At 66.5% G+C, this 16,653-nt stretch carries 14 protein-coding genes; 6 read left to right on the top strand and 8 right to left on the bottom strand.

Annotated features, from left to right (window positions below):
* Nucleotides 1-31 precede the first annotated feature (31 nt).
* From GTK09_RS04585 to GTK09_RS04550, 8 genes are all read right to left on the bottom strand, one after another.
* On the bottom strand, nucleotides 32-919 hold the full coding sequence (locus GTK09_RS04585) for an ABC transporter permease (protein ID WP_163461302.1): 888 nt from the start codon (nucleotides 917-919) through the stop codon (nucleotides 32-34).
* Nucleotides 920-932: 13 nt separating this feature from the next.
* Nucleotides 933-1,883, bottom strand: coding sequence for an ABC transporter permease (locus GTK09_RS04580; RefSeq protein ID WP_163461301.1), 951 nt, complete (start codon nucleotides 1,881-1,883; stop codon nucleotides 933-935).
* 114 nt (nucleotides 1,884-1,997) lie between these two features.
* On the bottom strand, nucleotides 1,998-3,668 hold the full coding sequence (locus tag GTK09_RS04575) for a peptide ABC transporter substrate-binding protein (RefSeq protein WP_163461300.1): 1,671 nt from the start codon (nucleotides 3,666-3,668) through the stop codon (nucleotides 1,998-2,000).
* 41 nt (nucleotides 3,669-3,709) lie between these two features.
* Nucleotides 3,710-5,041, bottom strand: coding sequence for an NAD(P)/FAD-dependent oxidoreductase (locus GTK09_RS04570; protein WP_163461299.1), 1,332 nt, complete (start codon nucleotides 5,039-5,041; stop codon nucleotides 3,710-3,712).
* Between the two features lie 2 nt (nucleotides 5,042-5,043).
* Nucleotides 5,044-5,736, bottom strand: coding sequence for an SDR family NAD(P)-dependent oxidoreductase (locus GTK09_RS04565; protein WP_163461298.1), 693 nt, complete (start codon nucleotides 5,734-5,736; stop codon nucleotides 5,044-5,046).
* Complete coding sequence (locus GTK09_RS04560; RefSeq protein WP_163461297.1) at nucleotides 5,733-6,248, bottom strand: MarR family winged helix-turn-helix transcriptional regulator; 516 nt, start codon at nucleotides 6,246-6,248, stop codon at nucleotides 5,733-5,735. The genes GTK09_RS04565 and GTK09_RS04560 overlap by 4 nt, the downstream gene beginning before the upstream one ends.
* A 249-nt stretch (nucleotides 6,249-6,497) precedes the next feature.
* The gene (locus GTK09_RS04555) at nucleotides 6,498-8,129 is read right to left on the bottom strand and encodes an ABC transporter ATP-binding protein (RefSeq protein ID WP_163461296.1); all 1,632 of its coding nucleotides are present in this window, start codon (nucleotides 8,127-8,129) and stop codon (nucleotides 6,498-6,500) included.
* A 127-nt stretch (nucleotides 8,130-8,256) separates the two neighbouring features.
* Entirely contained in the window at nucleotides 8,257-8,919 is a 663-nt protein-coding gene (locus tag GTK09_RS04550; protein WP_163461295.1) for a GntR family transcriptional regulator, read from the bottom strand.
* Between the two features lie 164 nt (nucleotides 8,920-9,083).
* Here GTK09_RS04550 and GTK09_RS04545 point away from each other — a divergent pair, with 164 nt between their 5' ends.
* From GTK09_RS04545 to kce, 6 genes are all read left to right on the top strand, one after another.
* A complete protein-coding gene (locus GTK09_RS04545; RefSeq protein ID WP_163461294.1) occupies nucleotides 9,084-10,199 on the top strand; it encodes a sugar ABC transporter substrate-binding protein in 1,116 nt (371 codons plus the stop codon).
* Between the two features lie 79 nt (nucleotides 10,200-10,278).
* Nucleotides 10,279-11,832, top strand: a complete 1,554-nt coding sequence (locus tag GTK09_RS04540; protein WP_163461293.1) for a sugar ABC transporter ATP-binding protein — start codon at nucleotides 10,279-10,281, stop codon at nucleotides 11,830-11,832.
* A 44-nt stretch (nucleotides 11,833-11,876) separates the two neighbouring features.
* Nucleotides 11,877-13,940 (top strand): ABC transporter permease, encoded by a 2,064-nt coding sequence (locus GTK09_RS04535; protein WP_376767946.1) that lies wholly within the window; start codon nucleotides 11,877-11,879, stop codon nucleotides 13,938-13,940.
* A gap of 1 nt (nucleotide 13,941) precedes the next feature.
* Nucleotides 13,942-14,736, top strand: a complete 795-nt coding sequence (locus tag GTK09_RS04530; RefSeq protein ID WP_163461292.1) for an SDR family oxidoreductase — start codon at nucleotides 13,942-13,944, stop codon at nucleotides 14,734-14,736.
* Nucleotides 14,736-15,695, top strand: a complete 960-nt coding sequence (locus tag GTK09_RS04525; protein ID WP_163461291.1) for a 3-hydroxyacyl-CoA dehydrogenase — start codon at nucleotides 14,736-14,738, stop codon at nucleotides 15,693-15,695. The genes GTK09_RS04530 and GTK09_RS04525 overlap by 1 nt, the downstream gene beginning before the upstream one ends.
* Before the next feature lie 17 nt (nucleotides 15,696-15,712).
* Nucleotides 15,713-16,645 carry a 3,5-dioxohexanoate:acetyl-CoA acetone transferase gene (gene kce, locus GTK09_RS04520; protein ID WP_163461290.1) on the top strand — a complete coding sequence of 311 codons (933 nt, stop codon included), beginning with the start codon at nucleotides 15,713-15,715 and terminating at the stop codon, nucleotides 16,643-16,645.
* Nucleotides 16,646-16,653 lie beyond the last annotated feature (8 nt).

Genomic DNA, 16,653 nt, shown 5'->3' with positions numbered 1-16,653 from the left:
CAATGTCTCCCGTCGTTCTCGCTGTCTCAGGTCACGCAATGTCGCTGCGGGCGTCCAGCGCGTCGCGCAGGCCGTCGCCGACGAAGTTGAAGCCGGTGACGGCGAGCGTGATCGCGACGCCCGGCACGATCGCCAGCCAAGGGGCCGAATCGAGATATTGCTGGGCGCCGTTCAACATGTTGCCCCAGCTCGGCAGCGGCGGCTGGATGCCGTAGCCGAGGAAGCTGACATAGGCTTCGAGCAGGATCGCCCGGGCGACGGTGAGCGTCGCCGCAACGATGATCGGCCCCATGGCGTTCGGCAGTAGTTCGCGGAACATGATCTGGCTGTTGGAGAGGCCCAGCGTCCGCGCCGCCATGATGAAGTCGCGTTCGCGAAGGGACTTGATCTCGGCCTCGACGATGCGGGTGATTTCCATCCAGCTCGTCGCGGCGATGATCAGCGTGATCATGATCGGGCTTGGCTTGATGAAGGCGGCCAGCGCGAGCAGCAGAAATATGCTCGGAAAGGACAGCATCGCGTCGACGAAGCGCATCAGCACCGCGCCGATCTTGCCGCCGTAATAGCCCGCGACGATGCCGACCAGGCTGCCGAAGACGGTGGAGATCAGCATCGCGGCGAAGCCGACGAGCAGCGATATCCGGCCCGCCATGAACAGACGGGCGGCAAGGTCCCGGCCGAGCGGGTCGGTGCCGAAGATGTGCGATCCGGTCATGGGGGGCGCGAAGCGCGCGCGCAGGTCGATGTAGAGGTCGTCGAAGGGCAGGAGATATGGCCCGATGACGCAGGCAAGGACCAGGAGGACTATGATCGCAAGGCCGAACAAGGCCAGGCGATGACGCAGGAACCGCCTGACCGCGCGCCGCTGCCACCAGCGCTGCGTCGGGGCGGGATCGGCCTTGAATGCCATGTCGGTCATGTGCTTCGCCCCCTCAGCCGAGCCGGATGCGCGGATCGATGATGGCGACCGTCACATCCGCCATGAGATTGCCGATCAGGACAAGGATCGCCGACAGCATCAGGAGGCCCATGACCACGGGGTAGTCGCTGTAGCCGAGGCTATCGAGGAACAGCCGGCCCATGCCAGGCCAGGTGAAGACGGTTTCCGTGACCAGCGCGCCGCCGAGGATCGTCGGCAACTGCAGGCCGAGCAGCGTGATCATCGGCACCAGCGCGTTGCGCAGGATGTGACGCGTCAGGACGGCCCAGCGGGTGAGCCCCTTGGCCCGTGCCGTGCGGACGAAATCCTGGTTCATCACGTCGAGCACCGCGGTGCGCATGTAGCGGCTCCAGACGGCGACGTTGACCAGCGCGAGAACGAGGCTCGGCATGATCAGATGGACGGCATAGTCGAGCACCGAGCCATCGCCGATCGTGTACATGTTGCCGGCCGGCAGCCAGCCGAGGCGCAGCGCGAAGAGATAGATGGCGATCAGGCCGAACCAGAAGGTCGGGATCGACAGCGCCACCATGGCGCCGACGGTCGCGGCATAGTCGAAGATCGAGTAGCGCTTCAAGGCTCCCAGAACGCCGACCCATGTGCCGATCAGCACCGAGATGACCGTCGAGGTGCCCATCAAGAGCAGCGTCGCCAGGAGATGGTCGTAGATGACCGAGAGCACCGGCTGGTTGTCGCGGTAGGAGCGGCCCCAGTCGCCCTGCAGGAGCCGGGTGAACCACTCCCAGTACTGAACCGGCAGCGGTCGATCGAGGCCCATCTGGTGCGCGATGCGGGCGAGCTGTGCCTGGGTCATGCCTGGCGTCAGCGCGAATTGCGACAGCGGGCCGCCGGGCGCCAGCGTCAGCACGGCGAACCCGATCATCGAGACGATGACGAGGAGAACGAGGCTCTGCCAGAGCCGTCCGAAGAGAAAGCGCAGCATCGGCAAGGTCGCTTCCGCTAGATCCGCCCCGGCCCGCAAAGGCCAGGCGACGGGTTTGAGACGTGGAACGAGGGTGTCACGGCCGGCAGATGCGCCGGCCGTGACAAGAAGGGCCTACTTGTTCCAGTACCAGGTGGCGACGTCCCAGCTGTCGATGCGCACGTTGATGTTCGGCACCACGCCCTCGACGTCGCTCTTGTGGCCGCGAACAGTCGCGTACTGGAACATCGGCAGGAACGGCAGGTCGTTGCGGATGACTTCCTGCAGCTTGAGGTAGGCCGCCTTGCGTTCTTCCGTCACGAAGGTCGATCCGCCCGCCTTCAGGAGCTTGCCGACCTCCTCGCTGTCATACTGCCAGGTATTCTGGCCGGCGCCGCCCTTGGCGGGGATCGAACTCGGGGCGAGGTAGTTCGACACGTCCGGATCCGAACCGGTGAGGAAGTTGATGCCGACGACGACGGAATCGAATTTCGACATCATCCAGTAGTCGCCCCACATGACCGCTGGCGGCAGGTTGGAGATCGTCATGTCGACGCCGATCTCCTTGAACGACTGCTGAATGAACTGCTGGGCCTGCTCACGGATGTGGTTGCCGGCGGTGGTCGAGTTGGTGAAGGCGAGCTTCACCCCATCCTTCTCGCGGATGCCGTCGCTGCCCGGTTTCCAGCCGGCTTCGTCGAGCATGCTCTTGGCCTTTTCCGGGTCGTATTCGTGCTTCGGCAGGTCGGCATTGTAGTAGGCCGACTGCTGCGGCATGAAGGTCTCGGTGGGCGAAGGCAGTCCGTAATAGAGCGCGTCGATGATCGTCTGCTTGTCGAGCGCGTGATAGAGCGCCTGACGGACCTTCGGATCCTTGAACTGCGGGCGCTCCATGTTGAAGGACAGGGATTCGACCGTGGCGGCGGGGACGACGGCGACCGACTTGCCGTCGAGATCCTTGGCCTCCTGGTATTTGTCCGGCGTGATCCACTGCAGCCCGACCACGTCGATGTCGCCGGTCTTGAACTGGGTGTAGAGGACGGTGAGGTCTGGAATGTACTTGTAGATCAGCCGCTCGAGATAGGGCCCCTCGCCGAAATAGTCCTTGTTGGCCTCGAGCGTGATGTGGTCGCCGGCCATCCGCTCGACCCACTTGAACGGCCCGGTACCGACGGGCGCGTTGTTGTAGGGCGCGTTGTTCTTGTCTTCCGCTGCGCCGAGAATGTGCTTGGGCACGATGAATGTCGCGGCGAGGATCGAGGGATAGGGCGCGTAAGGGCTCTTCAGGTCGAAGGTCAGCTCGGTCGGCGAGACGACCGTCAGGTTCTCGACCAGTTCGTGGCCGTCGCGCCGCCAGGAGCGGAAATCCGGGTCGACCAGCAGCTCGATGGTGAACTTGACGTCCTCGGCGGTGAACGGTTCGCCGTCGTGCCATTTGACGTCGTCGCGCAGCTTGATCTTCCAGTGCAGCCCGTCCTTGGAAATGCCGCCGTTTTCGACGGTCGGTACCTCCGTCGCGAGAGACGGCTGGAACTCGCCCTTGTCGTCGACGATGAAGAGGGGATCGAAGACCGAGAAGTGGATGCCCTCGTCCACCTCGATATGCGGCATGTGCGGGTTGAAGACGGTCGGCTCCTGGGAGAAGCCGACGATCACCTGACCTGTCGGTTCGGCCGGCGGCGCGGCCATGGCCGAGCCCTTGCCGAACAGCCCCGGTACGGCGAGGCCCGCAGCCGAGGCTCCCATGAGCGAAAGAACCCGGCGCCGCGACGGGCGGCTCCACGACGGGAAATGCTGGTCTGCCATGTCCATGATCCTTCTGGTTTGCCGAGTGGAAGTCAGGATGGTCAAAAGCCGCTGTCGGGTCGCACCGTCGAACCGTCGGTGAAGCGGGAGAAGCGGAATTCGGTCGGGTCGACGACCGGCGTTCGGTTCGTCACGATGTCCGCCATCAGCCGCCCGGCGCCCGGCCCGATGCCGAAACCGTGGCCGGAAAAGCCAGTGGCGACGTGGAAGCCGGGGATTTCGTCGATGGCGGAGATGACCGGAATGGCATCCGGCGTCACGTCGATGCGGCCGCCCCAGTGCTGGTCGACCTCGGCCTTGGCAAAGGCCGGGAAGGCGCGGGTGAGCTCGGTGAGCGCCTTCTCCGTCATGCGCTTTTCGGGCCTGGGATCGAGCACGCGGCAATATTCGAAGGGGCTCGCCTCGTCGAGCGACCACTTTTTCGGCGTCCGCGCCTCCTCGAAGAAACGCGACGAGAGGCGGAAGTTGAGTGAATTCCAATCCTCGCGCAGCGCCGGCAGGAAGCGCCGGGCATAGCGGAAGGAATTCGGCACGATGTCGACGACGTTCTCGTGGCCGCAGGCGATGGTGTAGCCGCCGTCCTTGCGCTTGCGGCAGGCGAAGTCCTTCGCCCAGATCGCCTGATCCGGACCGCCTTCGAGCGGCTTCGTCCGCAACACCGATGCGAGGACGGTCAACTGCGGCAGATCGAGGCCGTAGAGTCCGCAGAAGAGGTTCGACCAGGCACCGCCGGCGAGCACCACCGAGGAGCAGGCGATCGGTCCGCGCTCGGTGACGACACCGGAGACCTTGCCGCCGCTGGTCTCGATGCCGCGGACGGCGCATTCGGTGAAGATGAAGGCGCCCTTGTCGCGCGCCGCCTCGGCGATGGCCGGCGCGGCGATCTGCGGCTCGGCGCGCCCGTCGGCGGGGGTGTAGAGCGCGCCCTTCACGTCGAAGCGCGCCTCCGGATACATCGCCTTGAACTCGTCGGGGCTCAGCATCCGCGACTCGATCTGCCAGGGTTCCAGGTGGCGGATCCAGCTTGTGTAGTTCTCGACGTCCTTGTCACTCTCGCAGGTGAAGACGATGCCCGACCGCGTATAGCCGGTGGCTCGGCCTGTGCGCCGGTCGATGTCCTTCCACAGGCGCAGCGCCTCTGCCATCAGCGGCACTTCGCGCGGATCGCGGCGCGAGATCCGCACCCAGCCCCAGTTTCGGCTAGACTGTTCCTGGCCGATACCACCCTTTTCGCACAGGGCGACGCGGACCCCGCGCTCGGCGAGTTCGAGCGCCGTCGAGACGCCGACGATCCCGCCGCCGATGACGACGACGTCGACCTTCTCGGGCAGATCGAGATCGCCGTGGACGGGGGTGACGAATGGGCCGGGCATGATCAGTATTGCTCCTCGAGCTGACAGTTCACGGCAAACTCGGCGACGCTCGCCGTATTGGACAGGCCGATCAGCATGGCGACGACCTCGGCGAGTTCGTCCGGGTCGGTCATCAGCGCGGCGTCGCGATCGGTGATCGCGCGCGCCATGTCGGTGGCGACGAAGCCCGGGCAGACGGCCGTTGCCCGGATGCCGCGGGCAAAACCGGCCTGGCGGATGCCGTGGGACAGAGCCACGGCGGCGAACTTGGTCATGGAATAGAGCCCGGACTTTTCCGACTTGACCCGCTTGCCGGAGAGCGAGGCGAGGATGATCACCCGGCCGCGGCCACAGGCGGAGAGTGGCTCGAAGGCCGCTTTCACCAGACGGCGCGGCGCCTTGACGTTCACGGCCAGCATGGCGTCGAGATCGTCGTCCTCCGCCTCGATCACCGATTTCGGGATCATCAAGCCGGCATTGGCGACGACTGCGTCGATCCGGCCGAAGCGCTCCAGGGCCGCTGCCGTCCACGCGTCTTCGCCACCGGTGGCCGCGTCATAGGCGGAGAGATGCGTGTGGGCCGGGTCGACACCCTCCGGCATGACCGGACTGCGCATGCCGAGCGACAGCGCCCATCCGTCCCGCGAGAGGCGCCGGGCGACGGCCAGTCCGATGCCGCGGCTGGCACCGGAAATCATCGCGGCGGGCCTCGTCATAACCGTGTCCCCTTTGCCTGATGGCTCTTGACGATGCGCCAGTACAGCCCCCGCAGGAGGTCGATCACCTGGGCATATTCCTCTTCGGAAATGTCGTGGAAGAAGTCCCGGGACTGGCGGACGATCGCCTGGACCTCCCGCGACACCTTCTCGCCCTTCTCCGTCAGGTGAAGGGCCTGGACGCGGCCGTCCTCCGGATCGGGCTCCCGCCGGATCAAGCCGTTCTTTTCCATGTCGTCGAGGATCCGTGCCATGGCCGAACGATCCTTCATCGAAGCGGCGGCGATCACGGATGGGCGAATGCCGGGGTGGCGGTCGATCAGGAAGAGGGCCGTGATCTTTCCGGTCCCGCGAGCGACCTCCATCCCGTCCAGCCTGGCGTCGAGGTCGCGGGTCACGGCGAGATTGAGCGAGCGGATGAAGAAGCTGAGAGTGCCGTCGAGAACGCCGAGATCGACGTCCTCGACACGCGTTATCGGAGGTGTCGAACTGCGTTTGTCGTCGGCCGTCATGTCCGGCTCCGGAAGATCGTGGACGGGTTCCGGCACTTCGCCGCTCAGCCCGCCGTCGATTGCTCACCGGACTGACTATCGAAAATATGGTGGATAGTGTCAATCATTTCTGCCGGGATTTTTGGCGGTGAAAGAATTGCCTATCCATTGTGCACTGCGAAGTGGCGCAGTGCATTCACCACGCACGGAATGCCTGCGGTGGAGCCCTCGTCAGGAACTCGGCCGAGCTTTCGCATCATCGGATGCCTGTCAGGCGGCGTTTTCCCAGCGCCCGCCCGGAATGGCCGCGACGAGCGTGCGCGTGTAGTCCTCGCGTGGCGCCCTGAAGACCTGCGCGGGCGGCCCGGCCTCGACCATGCGGCCGTGCTGCATGACGACGACCTCGTCGCAGATGCGGCTGGCGATGCGCAGGTCGTGGGTGATGAAGATCATCGCGAGCTTCATCTCGTCCTGAATTTCCGCCAGAAGGTCGAGGATCTGCGCCTGCACCGAGACGTCGAGAGCCGAGACGGCCTCGTCGGCGATGATCAACTGCGGATCGAACATCAGCGCCCGGGCAATGCCGACGCGCTGGCGCTGCCCGCCGGAGAATTCGTGCGGGTAGCGCTCGAAGGCCGACGGATCGAGTCCGACTCGCGACAAGAGCCGGTGCGCCTTGGTCTTCGCCTCGGCCGAGGAGATGCCATGGGCCATCGGCCCGGCGGTCAGGATGCGCCCGACGGTCTGGCGCGGATTGAGCGATGCGAACGGATCCTGGAAGATCATCTGGATCAGCGGCCGGTGGCGGCGGAACTCCGCCTCCGGCATGCGGGCGACCTCCTGGCCGTCGAAGATGATCGAGCCTTCATCCGCATCGAGGATCTTCATCAGGATGCGGCCGAGCGTCGATTTGCCCGAGCCGGATTCGCCGACGATGCCGACGGTCTGACCCTTGCGCACCGTGAGGCTGACGTCGTCGACGGCGTTGACGATGCGCGGCGGCTTGAAGAAGGCGCCTGGGAGGCGGAAGGTCTTCTTCAGACCGCTCGCCGCCAGCACGATCGGCGCCTCGCTCGCCGCAGCTGCGTGGGCTTCGCTCATCCGCGGGACCGCCGCGACGAGGCGTTGCGTATAGGGATGGCTCGGCGCGCCGAGGACGTCGGTCGCCCTGCCTTCCTCGACGATCCGGCCGCGTTCCATGACGATCACCCTGTCGGCGATCTCGGCGACGACGCCGAAATCATGGGTGATGAACATGACGCCCATGGCCTTTTTCGTCTGGATCGTCCGGATCAGATCGAGGATCTGCGCCTGGGTGGTCACGTCGAGGGCGGTCGTCGGCTCGTCGGCGATCAAAACGGCGGGCTCCAGCGCCAGCGCCATGGCGATCATCACCCGCTGGCGCTGGCCGCCCGACAGCCGAAACGGATATTGCGTCTTGATGATCTCGGGATGGGGCAGTCCGACCTCGTCGAGCAATTCGACGACGCGCGCCTTCTTGTCGATCGTCTCGTGGCCGCGATGCGCGTCGATCACCTCGGCGATCTGATCGCCGATGGTCATCAGCGGATTGAGGGCAGACAGCGGGTCCTGAAAGACGATCGAGACGATCCGCCCGCGCATGTCCCGCAGTTCGGCAGGTGTGGCGCCGAGAAGATCCTCGCCGCGGAGGACGATCCGGCCGGCCTTGATCTCGAGGGCGTCGGGCAGGAGGCCCATGATGGCATTGGCGGTGACCGATTTGCCCGAGCCGGATTCGCCGACGATGCACAAGGTTTCACCGGCGGCGAGTTTGAAGGAGATCGCCTCGACGGCAAAATCGCGATCCATCCCGCCGGGCAGCGAGACGGTCAGCGCGTCGACCGTCAACAGCGGCTCTACGGCGGCTCGGGAGTGGGGCATCGCGGGCTCCTCGGTTTTCACGTTCGTCGATCCTGTCGATACCCGGTCGTGAATGCAATTCCCGGACCATCATCCAACCGTCGCCCTCAGCCTCGACGCCGCCGACGCGGTGATGCCCGTTCAGAGCCTAAACCAGCTTTGCGAGGATCTCGTAGGCGTCGTCGATGTCGCTCGCTATGGCGGCCCGGGCCGATGCGCCGTCCCCATCGACCATCGCCCGGAAGAGCTTGGCGTGGTGGTCGTTTGAGATCCTGAAGTTCCCGGATTCGCGCAGGAGGTGAAAGAACGGGCTCACCTGCAGCCACAGGCTCTCGATGATCGAGAACAGCGTCGGCGAGCCGGACTGCCGGTAGACGGCGAAGTGGAACTCGTAGTTCGCCTCGACATACATCTTGGCGTCCTCGGCGGCCTCGCTCTCGACGAGCCGGCCGTAGAGCCGCTCCAGTTCGGCGGTGAAGTCGGCGGTGGCGTTACCGGCCGCCCATTCCGCGGCGATCGTCTCGATCTCCAGCCGCACCCGGCGCAGGTCGTCCAGCCGCTCGCGCGTCAGCTTCGGCACGCCGATCGTCCGGCCGGAGACGACGGTGAGGGCGCCGGCGGCCGTCAGCCGCGTCAGCGCCTCGCGGACCGGCATGGGGCTGACCCCGAAAGCCTTGGCGAGCGTGGCGACGGTGATCGATTCGCCGGGGGCGATGCCGCCCTGAAGGATGAGGTCGCACAATCGGGCGTAGACGCCGGTTTGCAGCGTTTCCCGGCGCAATGGCACGACCTGGTCCTCGATTTTCGACATCCGCTTTTCACGCTCCGAACTCCGCATTTCCACCTGTCATAGCGGGATTCGGGGATGAGGTGAACACATCTTGATTTTTGATCAAAAATCAAAGACAGTGTTTCGCATTCGTCGGCACATGGCTGGAGGGCCGCACGGCGAAGGATGGTTTCGGGAGGATCCACATGACGACGATCGTGAAGTCGCTGGCGCTTGCCGCCGGGCTGACATGTGCTTTTGCGGCCAATGTTCAGGCCGCGGAGAAGCACAAGGTGTTTCTGTCGATGAGCTACATCGGCAATGACTGGCAGGCCGAGGCCGCCAACATGGTCAAGGCGCTCGCCGCCTCGAAGGACTATGCGGACAAGATCGATTTGCAGGTGCAGGTCGCCGGCCCCAACGCGCAGCGCCAGATCCAGCAGATCAACGCCATGGTGCAGGCCGGGGCGGACGCTATCGTGGTCTACCCGATTTCGCCGACCGCCCTGAACCAGGTCGTCAAGAACGCCTGTTCGAAGGGGGTGAAGGTCGTCGCCTACGACGCCGAGATCACCGAGCCCTGCGCCTACAACGTCACCATCGATCAGGAGGAGGCGGGCCGCAAGACGGCCGAATGGCTGGCCGACAAGCTCGGCGGCAAGGGCGACGTCGTCCTGGTGACGGGCGTTCCGGGAACCTCGGTCGACATCGCCCGGACCAAGGCGGCCAAGGAGGTCTTCGCCAAGCATCCCGACATCCGCATCGTCGGCGAGGCGGTCGGCATGTGGAGCCAGGCGGTGGCGCGCACCGAATTGTCGAAGCTTCTGGCGACGCGCAAGTGGGACGACATCGACGGCCTGTGGATGCAGGTCGGCTGCTACACCGCCAACGCCATGCAGCTGGAAGCGGGCAAGACCGACGACCAGCTGCTTCCCTGCGCCGGCGAGGGCTCCAATGGCGGCCGCATCCAGGCGCTGCCGAAAGGGACCGAGGTCGAGGGTGCCAACAGCCCCTATGCGCCGCTCGGCGCGCCGCGCATCTCCTACGCCTCGCCGCCTTATTCGGGGGCGCTGGCGCTGAAGCTCGCGGTCGACATGATCGAAGGCAAGGACGTGCCGCATCACACGACGCTGCCGCTGCCGCTCGTCACCAACGAGACGGTCCAGCTCTGCGAGACCGGCAGCTGGGAGGAAATGAAGAGCGGCTGCAACACCTTCAAGCCGTCGATCGTCGCCAATCCCGGCTGGTTCGGATCGATCTTCTCCGACCAGCTGCCCCAGCTCGGCCTGAACGCGGCGCTGGTCGGCCAGCCCGAGACCTGAGCGGGCCGTCGCCGCCGGGGCGATCGAGCCGCCGGCGGCGCCACCTGCGCGCATTTCATCCAGACGACGAGGGTTGAGGATGTCCAACGATCGGCCACCGGCGATCGCGATCGAGGGTCTGTCGAAGGCGTTCGGCGCCACCCGGGCGCTCGACGACGTCTCCTTCACGGTCGCTCCGGGCACCGTTCACGCGCTGCTCGGCGAGAACGGCGCGGGCAAGTCGACGACGATGAAGCTGTTGTCGGGACTGATCGAGCCCGATGCCGGGACGATCCAAGTCGACGGCCGCGCGATGCGTCTGCGCAAGCCGCGCGACGCCCACCGGGCCGGCATCCAGACCGCCTTCCAGGAACTGACCCTGGTGCCGGACCTGACGGTGCTGGAAAACATGATCATGCCCTATGCGCCGGTCGGGCTCGCCGGGACGATGCGCAAGCGGGCGGCGGGAAGGGCGGTCGCCGAGCATTTCGACCGGCTCGACGTTTCGATCGATCCGAACGCGCTTGCCGCCTCGCTCGATCTCGCCGAACGCCAGAAGATCGAGATCGCCAGGGCGCTGTTCCGCCAGCCGCAGATCCTCCTCCTCGACGAGCCGACCTCGGCGCTCGCCGGCGGCGACGTGGCGTGGCTCGGACGGATCGTCGCCGACGCCAAGCGACGGGGCGTCACCATCCTGTTCATCTCGCACCGGATGCCGGAGGTGCGCGAGTTCTGCGACCGGCTGACGATCCTGCGCAACGGTCGCCACATCGTCACCTGCGACGTCGACGACATCACCGATGCGGCGGTGGTGGAAAAGATCATCGGCCGCTCGATCTCGAAGACCTTTCCCCCCAAGCCCGCGCAGTCCGACGCGCCGGCAGCCGAGCCCGTGCTCGAACTGCGCGGCGTATCGGCCGGCACCAAGCTCCGCGACATCGACCTCGACCTCAGGCCGGGCGAGATCCACGGCGTCGCCGGGCTCCAGGGGATGGGGCAGGTCGCGCTGTTCCGCGCCTGCTTCGGCGCGACGCCGATCCTGGCCGGCGAATTGCGGGTCGACGGGCGCCCGGTCCGCCTGTCCTCGCCGGCCGACGCCCTGCATCCCTCGCTGCGCATCGGGCTTCTGCCGGAGGACCGCAAGAGTGAGGGGCTCTTCCTCAAGCTCGACGGCAGCAAGAACGCGACGCTGCCGACCATCGCCCGATTTTCGCGGCACGGACTGATCGACCGCGCCGCCGAGCGCGAGGCGACGCTCGCCGCGTTCCGTGCCGTCGAGGTGGACGATCGGGCGATCTACATGCCGGCGGGGTCGTTCTCCGGCGGCAACCAGCAGAAGATCGCGATCGCCAAGTGGATCCTGGCCGAGAGCCGGATCCTTCTCCTCTTCGACCCGACGCGCGGCATCGACGTCGGCACCAAGCACCAGCTCTACCAGCTGATGCGCGACTTCGCCGATGCCGGCGGGGCGGTGCTGTTCCACTCCACCGAAGTGCCGGAGCTGGTCCATCTCTCCGACCGCGTCTCGGTGCTCTATGAAGGCGAGATCGTCGCCCGGCTCGAAGGGGACGCGATCAGCGAAATCTCGGTGATGGCAGCGGCGCTCGGCGGCGCCGATCCCGTGGCCGTGCCAAGGCTGGAGATGATCCATTGAACCAGGCCGTCGTCATCGACAAAAGCCCGCATACGCGCGCACCGATCGGGGCTTCCAACTGGCTCGGCGGGATCGGCCGCAGCGCCGCCCGCAGCCGCGCGACGCTGGTCGCGATCGTGGTCTTCGCCTTCCTCTTCCTCGTCACCGACTGGATCAGCCCCGGTCCGATCACCTATTTCGACGTCTCGTTCCTCGCCAGCGGCGGCACGACGCTGGCGCTCGCGGCGATCGGTCAGACGCTGGTCATCCTCTCCGGCGGCTTCGACCTGTCCGCCGGCGCGGTGATCTCGCTCGTCAACGCGGTTCTCGCCGCGAATATGAGCATGACCGACATGGATGCCTCGGTCGTCGAATGGACCGCCATCGGCATCGCCGTCGGCATGCTCGTCGGCGCCTTCAACGGCATCTTCATCGCCTTCCTGCGGTTGCAGCCGATCGTCGTGACGCTGTCGACGATGTTCATCGTCCAGGGCGGCACGCTGCTGATCCTGGAGCAGCCGGGCGGTTTCGTCGCACCGACCCTCGGCGCCGTCTACATGGGCGATGCCGTGCCGAACCTCCTGCCGGCGCCGATCCTGCTCCTCGGCATCGTCCTCCTGCTCTGGGCCTGGCTCAAGCGCACGCGCTACGGCCTCGCGCTCTACGCGTCGGGTAGCGATCCGGCCTCAGCGGCGGCGATCGGCATCTCGGTGCCGTGGGTGCGCTTCGCCACCTATGTCATCGCCGGCGGTCTCTACGGACTGGCCGGGGTCTTCATCAGCGCCCAGACCGGCTCGGGCGACCCGCTGGTCGGCAATTCGCTGCTTTTGTCGATCTTCGCTGCGGTGGTCATCGGCGGCACGCGGCTCGGCGGCGGCAAGGGCGGTCCGGTCGGCAGCGTGTTCGGTGCCTTCACGCTGATGATCGTCGTCAACATCCTCCTCGCGCTCAACGTCTCGGCCTATTTCTCCACGGTGGCCGAAGGCGGGGTGTTGCTTCTCGCCGTGCTGTTCGCCTCGCTGTCACGGGACTCCGTCCTCGCCGAGCAGATCCGCCAGGGTCTCGCCGCCCTCAGGGCGCGCAGCGTCGGCCTCCTGGTGACGCAGCGCCCGAAGGTCGACCGCCGGCTCGCCTTCGCCGCGCGGCGCGGCGTCGAAACCGGCACGGCGACGCCCGTCCCGAGCTTTCTCAAGCGCAACGTCGAAACGATTCGCTATGCCGCGCCCGCCTATGTCGCGCTCGTTCTGGTGCTGATCGCGACGCAGTTCGTCCTCGGCAACGTCCTCACCAACTTCAGCTACTGGAACGCGCTCCTCGTACTCTCGACCTTCCTGGCGATCCTGGCGCTCGGGCAGGGGGCGGTCATCCTCACCGGCGGGCTCGATTTGTCGCTGCCCTGGACGATCGCCTTGTCGGGCATCCTCCTCGCCGGCATGGTGCGGGGCTCCGACCCGGCGCTCGTCTATGCCCTGCCGCTCGTCTTCGCCGTCGCGGCGGGAATCGGCCTGATGAACGGGATCGGCGTCGTCATGCTCGGCCTGTCGCCCATCGTCGTGACGCTCGCCATGAACGGCATCCTCCAGGGTGCCGCGCTGCTCTATTCGAACGGTACGCCCTCCGGCTTCGCCTCGCCCGCTCTCAGATGGTTCATGACCGGGTATCTCGGCGGCGTGACGCCCGTGGTCGTCTTTCTGGCCGCCTTCGTAATCGGCGCGACGGTGCTGCTCGGACGCACCAGTTTCGGCCGCCGCGTCTACGCCATCGGCAACAGTCTGGAAGCGGCGCGTCTTTCGGGCGTGCGCACGGGCAGGGTGGTGATCGCGGTCTACGTCCTGTCGGCGCTCTGCGCGGCCCTCGTCGGCATTCTCCTGACTGGCTTTTCCGGCCAGGCGAGCCTCGGCATGGGCGACGACTATCTGCTTCCCTCGATCGCCGTCGTGGTGGTCGGCGGTGCGCTGATCACCGGCGGCCGCGGGCACTATCTCGGCATGTTCGGCGGGGCGCTGCTCTTGACGGCGCTGCAGACGCTTCTCGCCGGCACCACCTTGCCCTACGCCTTCAGGGCCATTCTCTTCGGCTGCGTCGTTCTTGCCGCGGTCATCGCCCTTCGTGAACGCAGGACCTCCTGACATGGCAGATCAAGATCCAAACATCCTCGCCGGCCTGTCCGGCCAACGCGTCGTCGTCACGGCCGGAGCTTCCGGCATCGGCCTCGCCATCGCCAGGCTGCTTCATGCGATGGGCTGCCGCCTGGCGATCTGCGACATCTCGCCGGCGGCGCTTGATGCGGCCCGGGCCGCGCTGCCGGGTTGTCTGGCAGTCGAGGCGGACGTTTCCGACGAGGCTGCGGTCGAACGGTTTTTCGAGGCTGTCACCGACGGTCTCGGCGGGCTCGACGCGCTGATCAACAATGCCGGCATCGCCGGGCCGACCGGCGGCGTCGAGGACATCTCGCCCGCCGACTGGCGGCGCTGCCTCGACATCGGGCTGACCGGCCAGTTCCTGTGCACGCGGCTGGCCGTGCCGCTTCTCAAGGCGGCCGGCGGCGGCGCGATCGTCAACATGTCCTCGGCCGCCGGCCGCCACGGCTATGCCTACCGTACGCCCTACGCCTCGGCGAAGTTCGGCGTCATCGGCTTTACCCAGAGCCTGGCCAAGGAACTCGGCCCGGCCGGGATCCGCGTCAACGCGATCCTTCCCGGGATCGTCTCCGGCCCGCGCATGGAAGGCGTCATCCGCGACCGTGCCATGCAGCTGGGCGTGCCTTACGAGGAGATGGAGGCGCGCTATCTGGAGAAGATCTCGCTGCGCCGGATGGTGACGCCGGAGGACGTGGCGACGACGACCGCATTTCTCCTGTCGAATGCCGGCCGCAACCTGTCCGGCCAGTCGCTCGGCGTCGACGGCAACATGGAGACGCTGTGATGATCCCGTCAGAGACCACCGTCGCGATCGTCGGCTCCGGCCTGATCGGACGTGCCTGGGCGATCACCTTCGCCCGCGCCGGCTGCAAGGTGCGTCTCTTTGATCCCGATCCCGCCGTGCCCGAGCAGGCGGTGGCCTTCGTCGGCTCGGTGGCGGACGATCTCGCGGCGAACGATCTTTTGCACGGCTCGACGCCGGCCGAGACGCTCTCCCGCCTCAGCTGTCATGCCGCGATCGAGGACGCGCTCGACGGCGCGGCCTGGGTGCAGGAATGCGGACCGGAGGTGATCGCGGTCAAGCGCGAGACTTTCGCCAGGCTCGACGCGATCGCCGCGCCCGAGACGATCCTTGCAAGTTCCAGTTCGGCGCTCCTGCCCTCGGCGATCTCCGAGGGGTTGACGGGGCGTTCGCGCTGCCTCGTCGCCCATCCGATCAATCCGCCTTATCTCGTGCCGGCGGTCGAGCTCGTGCCCGCCCCCTGGACGGCGGCCGAGGTGATGGCGCGCGGCGAGGCGTTGTTGCGGGCCATCGGGCAGACGCCGCTCGTCATGGCGCGGGAAATCGACGGTTTCATCATGAACCGGCTGCAGGGGGCGCTCCTGGAGGAGGCCTTCCGGCTGGTCGCCGGCGGCTACGCCTCGCCGGAGGACGTCGATGCCGGCATCGCCGAGGGGCTGGCGCTGCGCTGGTCGTTCATGGGGCCGTTCGAGACGATCGACCTCAACGCTCCCGGCGGTGTCGCGGACTACGTCTCTCGTTATCAGGGACTCTATAGCGGCCTGTTCGAGGGCATGAAGCAGCGCGTCGACTGGGCAGGACCGGTCCTCGAAACGGTTCTCAAGTCGCGGCGCGACCGACTACCCGAGGAGCGGCTGGCCGAGCGCCAGCTCTGGCGGGACCGGCGCCTGATGGCGCTTTCGGCCCACAAGAAACGCGCAGACGAAGACGTCGGCCGCTGAAACAGGACGAGACTCTCATGAGCACCCAAGGCAAAGTCATCATCACCTGCGCGGTGACCGGCGCGATCCATACGCCGACCATGTCGCCGCATCTGCCGATTACGCCGGACGAGATCACCGAGGCGGCGATCGGCGCCGCGGAGGCGGGTGCGGCCATCCTGCACCTGCACGCCCGCGATCCCGAGACCGGCAAGCCGGACCAGACACCAAAGGCCTTCGCCCGCTTCCTGCCGCGCATCAAGCAGGGCACCGATGCGGCGATCAACATCACCACCGGCGGCAGCCCCTACATGAAGGTCGAGGAGCGGGTTCGCCCGGCCGCGCAGTTCAAGCCGGAGGTCGCCTCGCTCAACATGGGCTCGATCAACTTCGGCCTCTTTCACCTCGTCCAGAGGTACGACAGCTTCAAGTTCGACTGGGAGAAGCCGCATCTGGAGGCCACCAAGGACCTCGTCTTCCGCAACTCGTTCAAGGACATCGAGTACATTCTCGAGACCTGCTACGACAACGGCACGCGCTTCGAATTCGAGTGCTACGACATCGCCCATCTCTACAACCTGGCGCATTTCGCCGACCGGGGCCTCGTCAAGGCACCGTTCTTCGTCCAGTCGGTGTTCGGCCTTCTCGGCGGTATCGGCACCCATCCCGAAGACGTCCAGCACATGAAGCGCACCGCCGACCGGCTGTTCGGAGCGGACTTCCGCTGGTCGGTGCTCGGGGCCGGCGCGAGCCAGCTTCGGATCGCGGCACAGTCCGCCGCGCTCGGCGGCAACGTCCGCGTCGGGCTCGAAGACAGCCTGTGGGCGGGCAAGGGCAAGCTCGCGACCTCGAATGCCGAGCAGGTCACGATGGTCCGCAAGATCATCGAGGGGCTCGGCCTTGCCGTCGCGACGCCGGACGAGGCCCGGCAGATCCTGTCGCTGAAGGGCGGCGATCAGGTCGGCTTCTGAGACGGAGG

This window comes from Jiella pacifica, from assembly GCF_010500815.1.
In the GTDB taxonomy this organism is placed as follows: Bacteria; Pseudomonadota; Alphaproteobacteria; order Rhizobiales; family Rhizobiaceae; genus Jiella; species Jiella pacifica.
The sequence above is the reverse complement of the archived record's forward strand: the minus strand, read 5'-3'. Positions and strand labels throughout refer to the sequence as shown.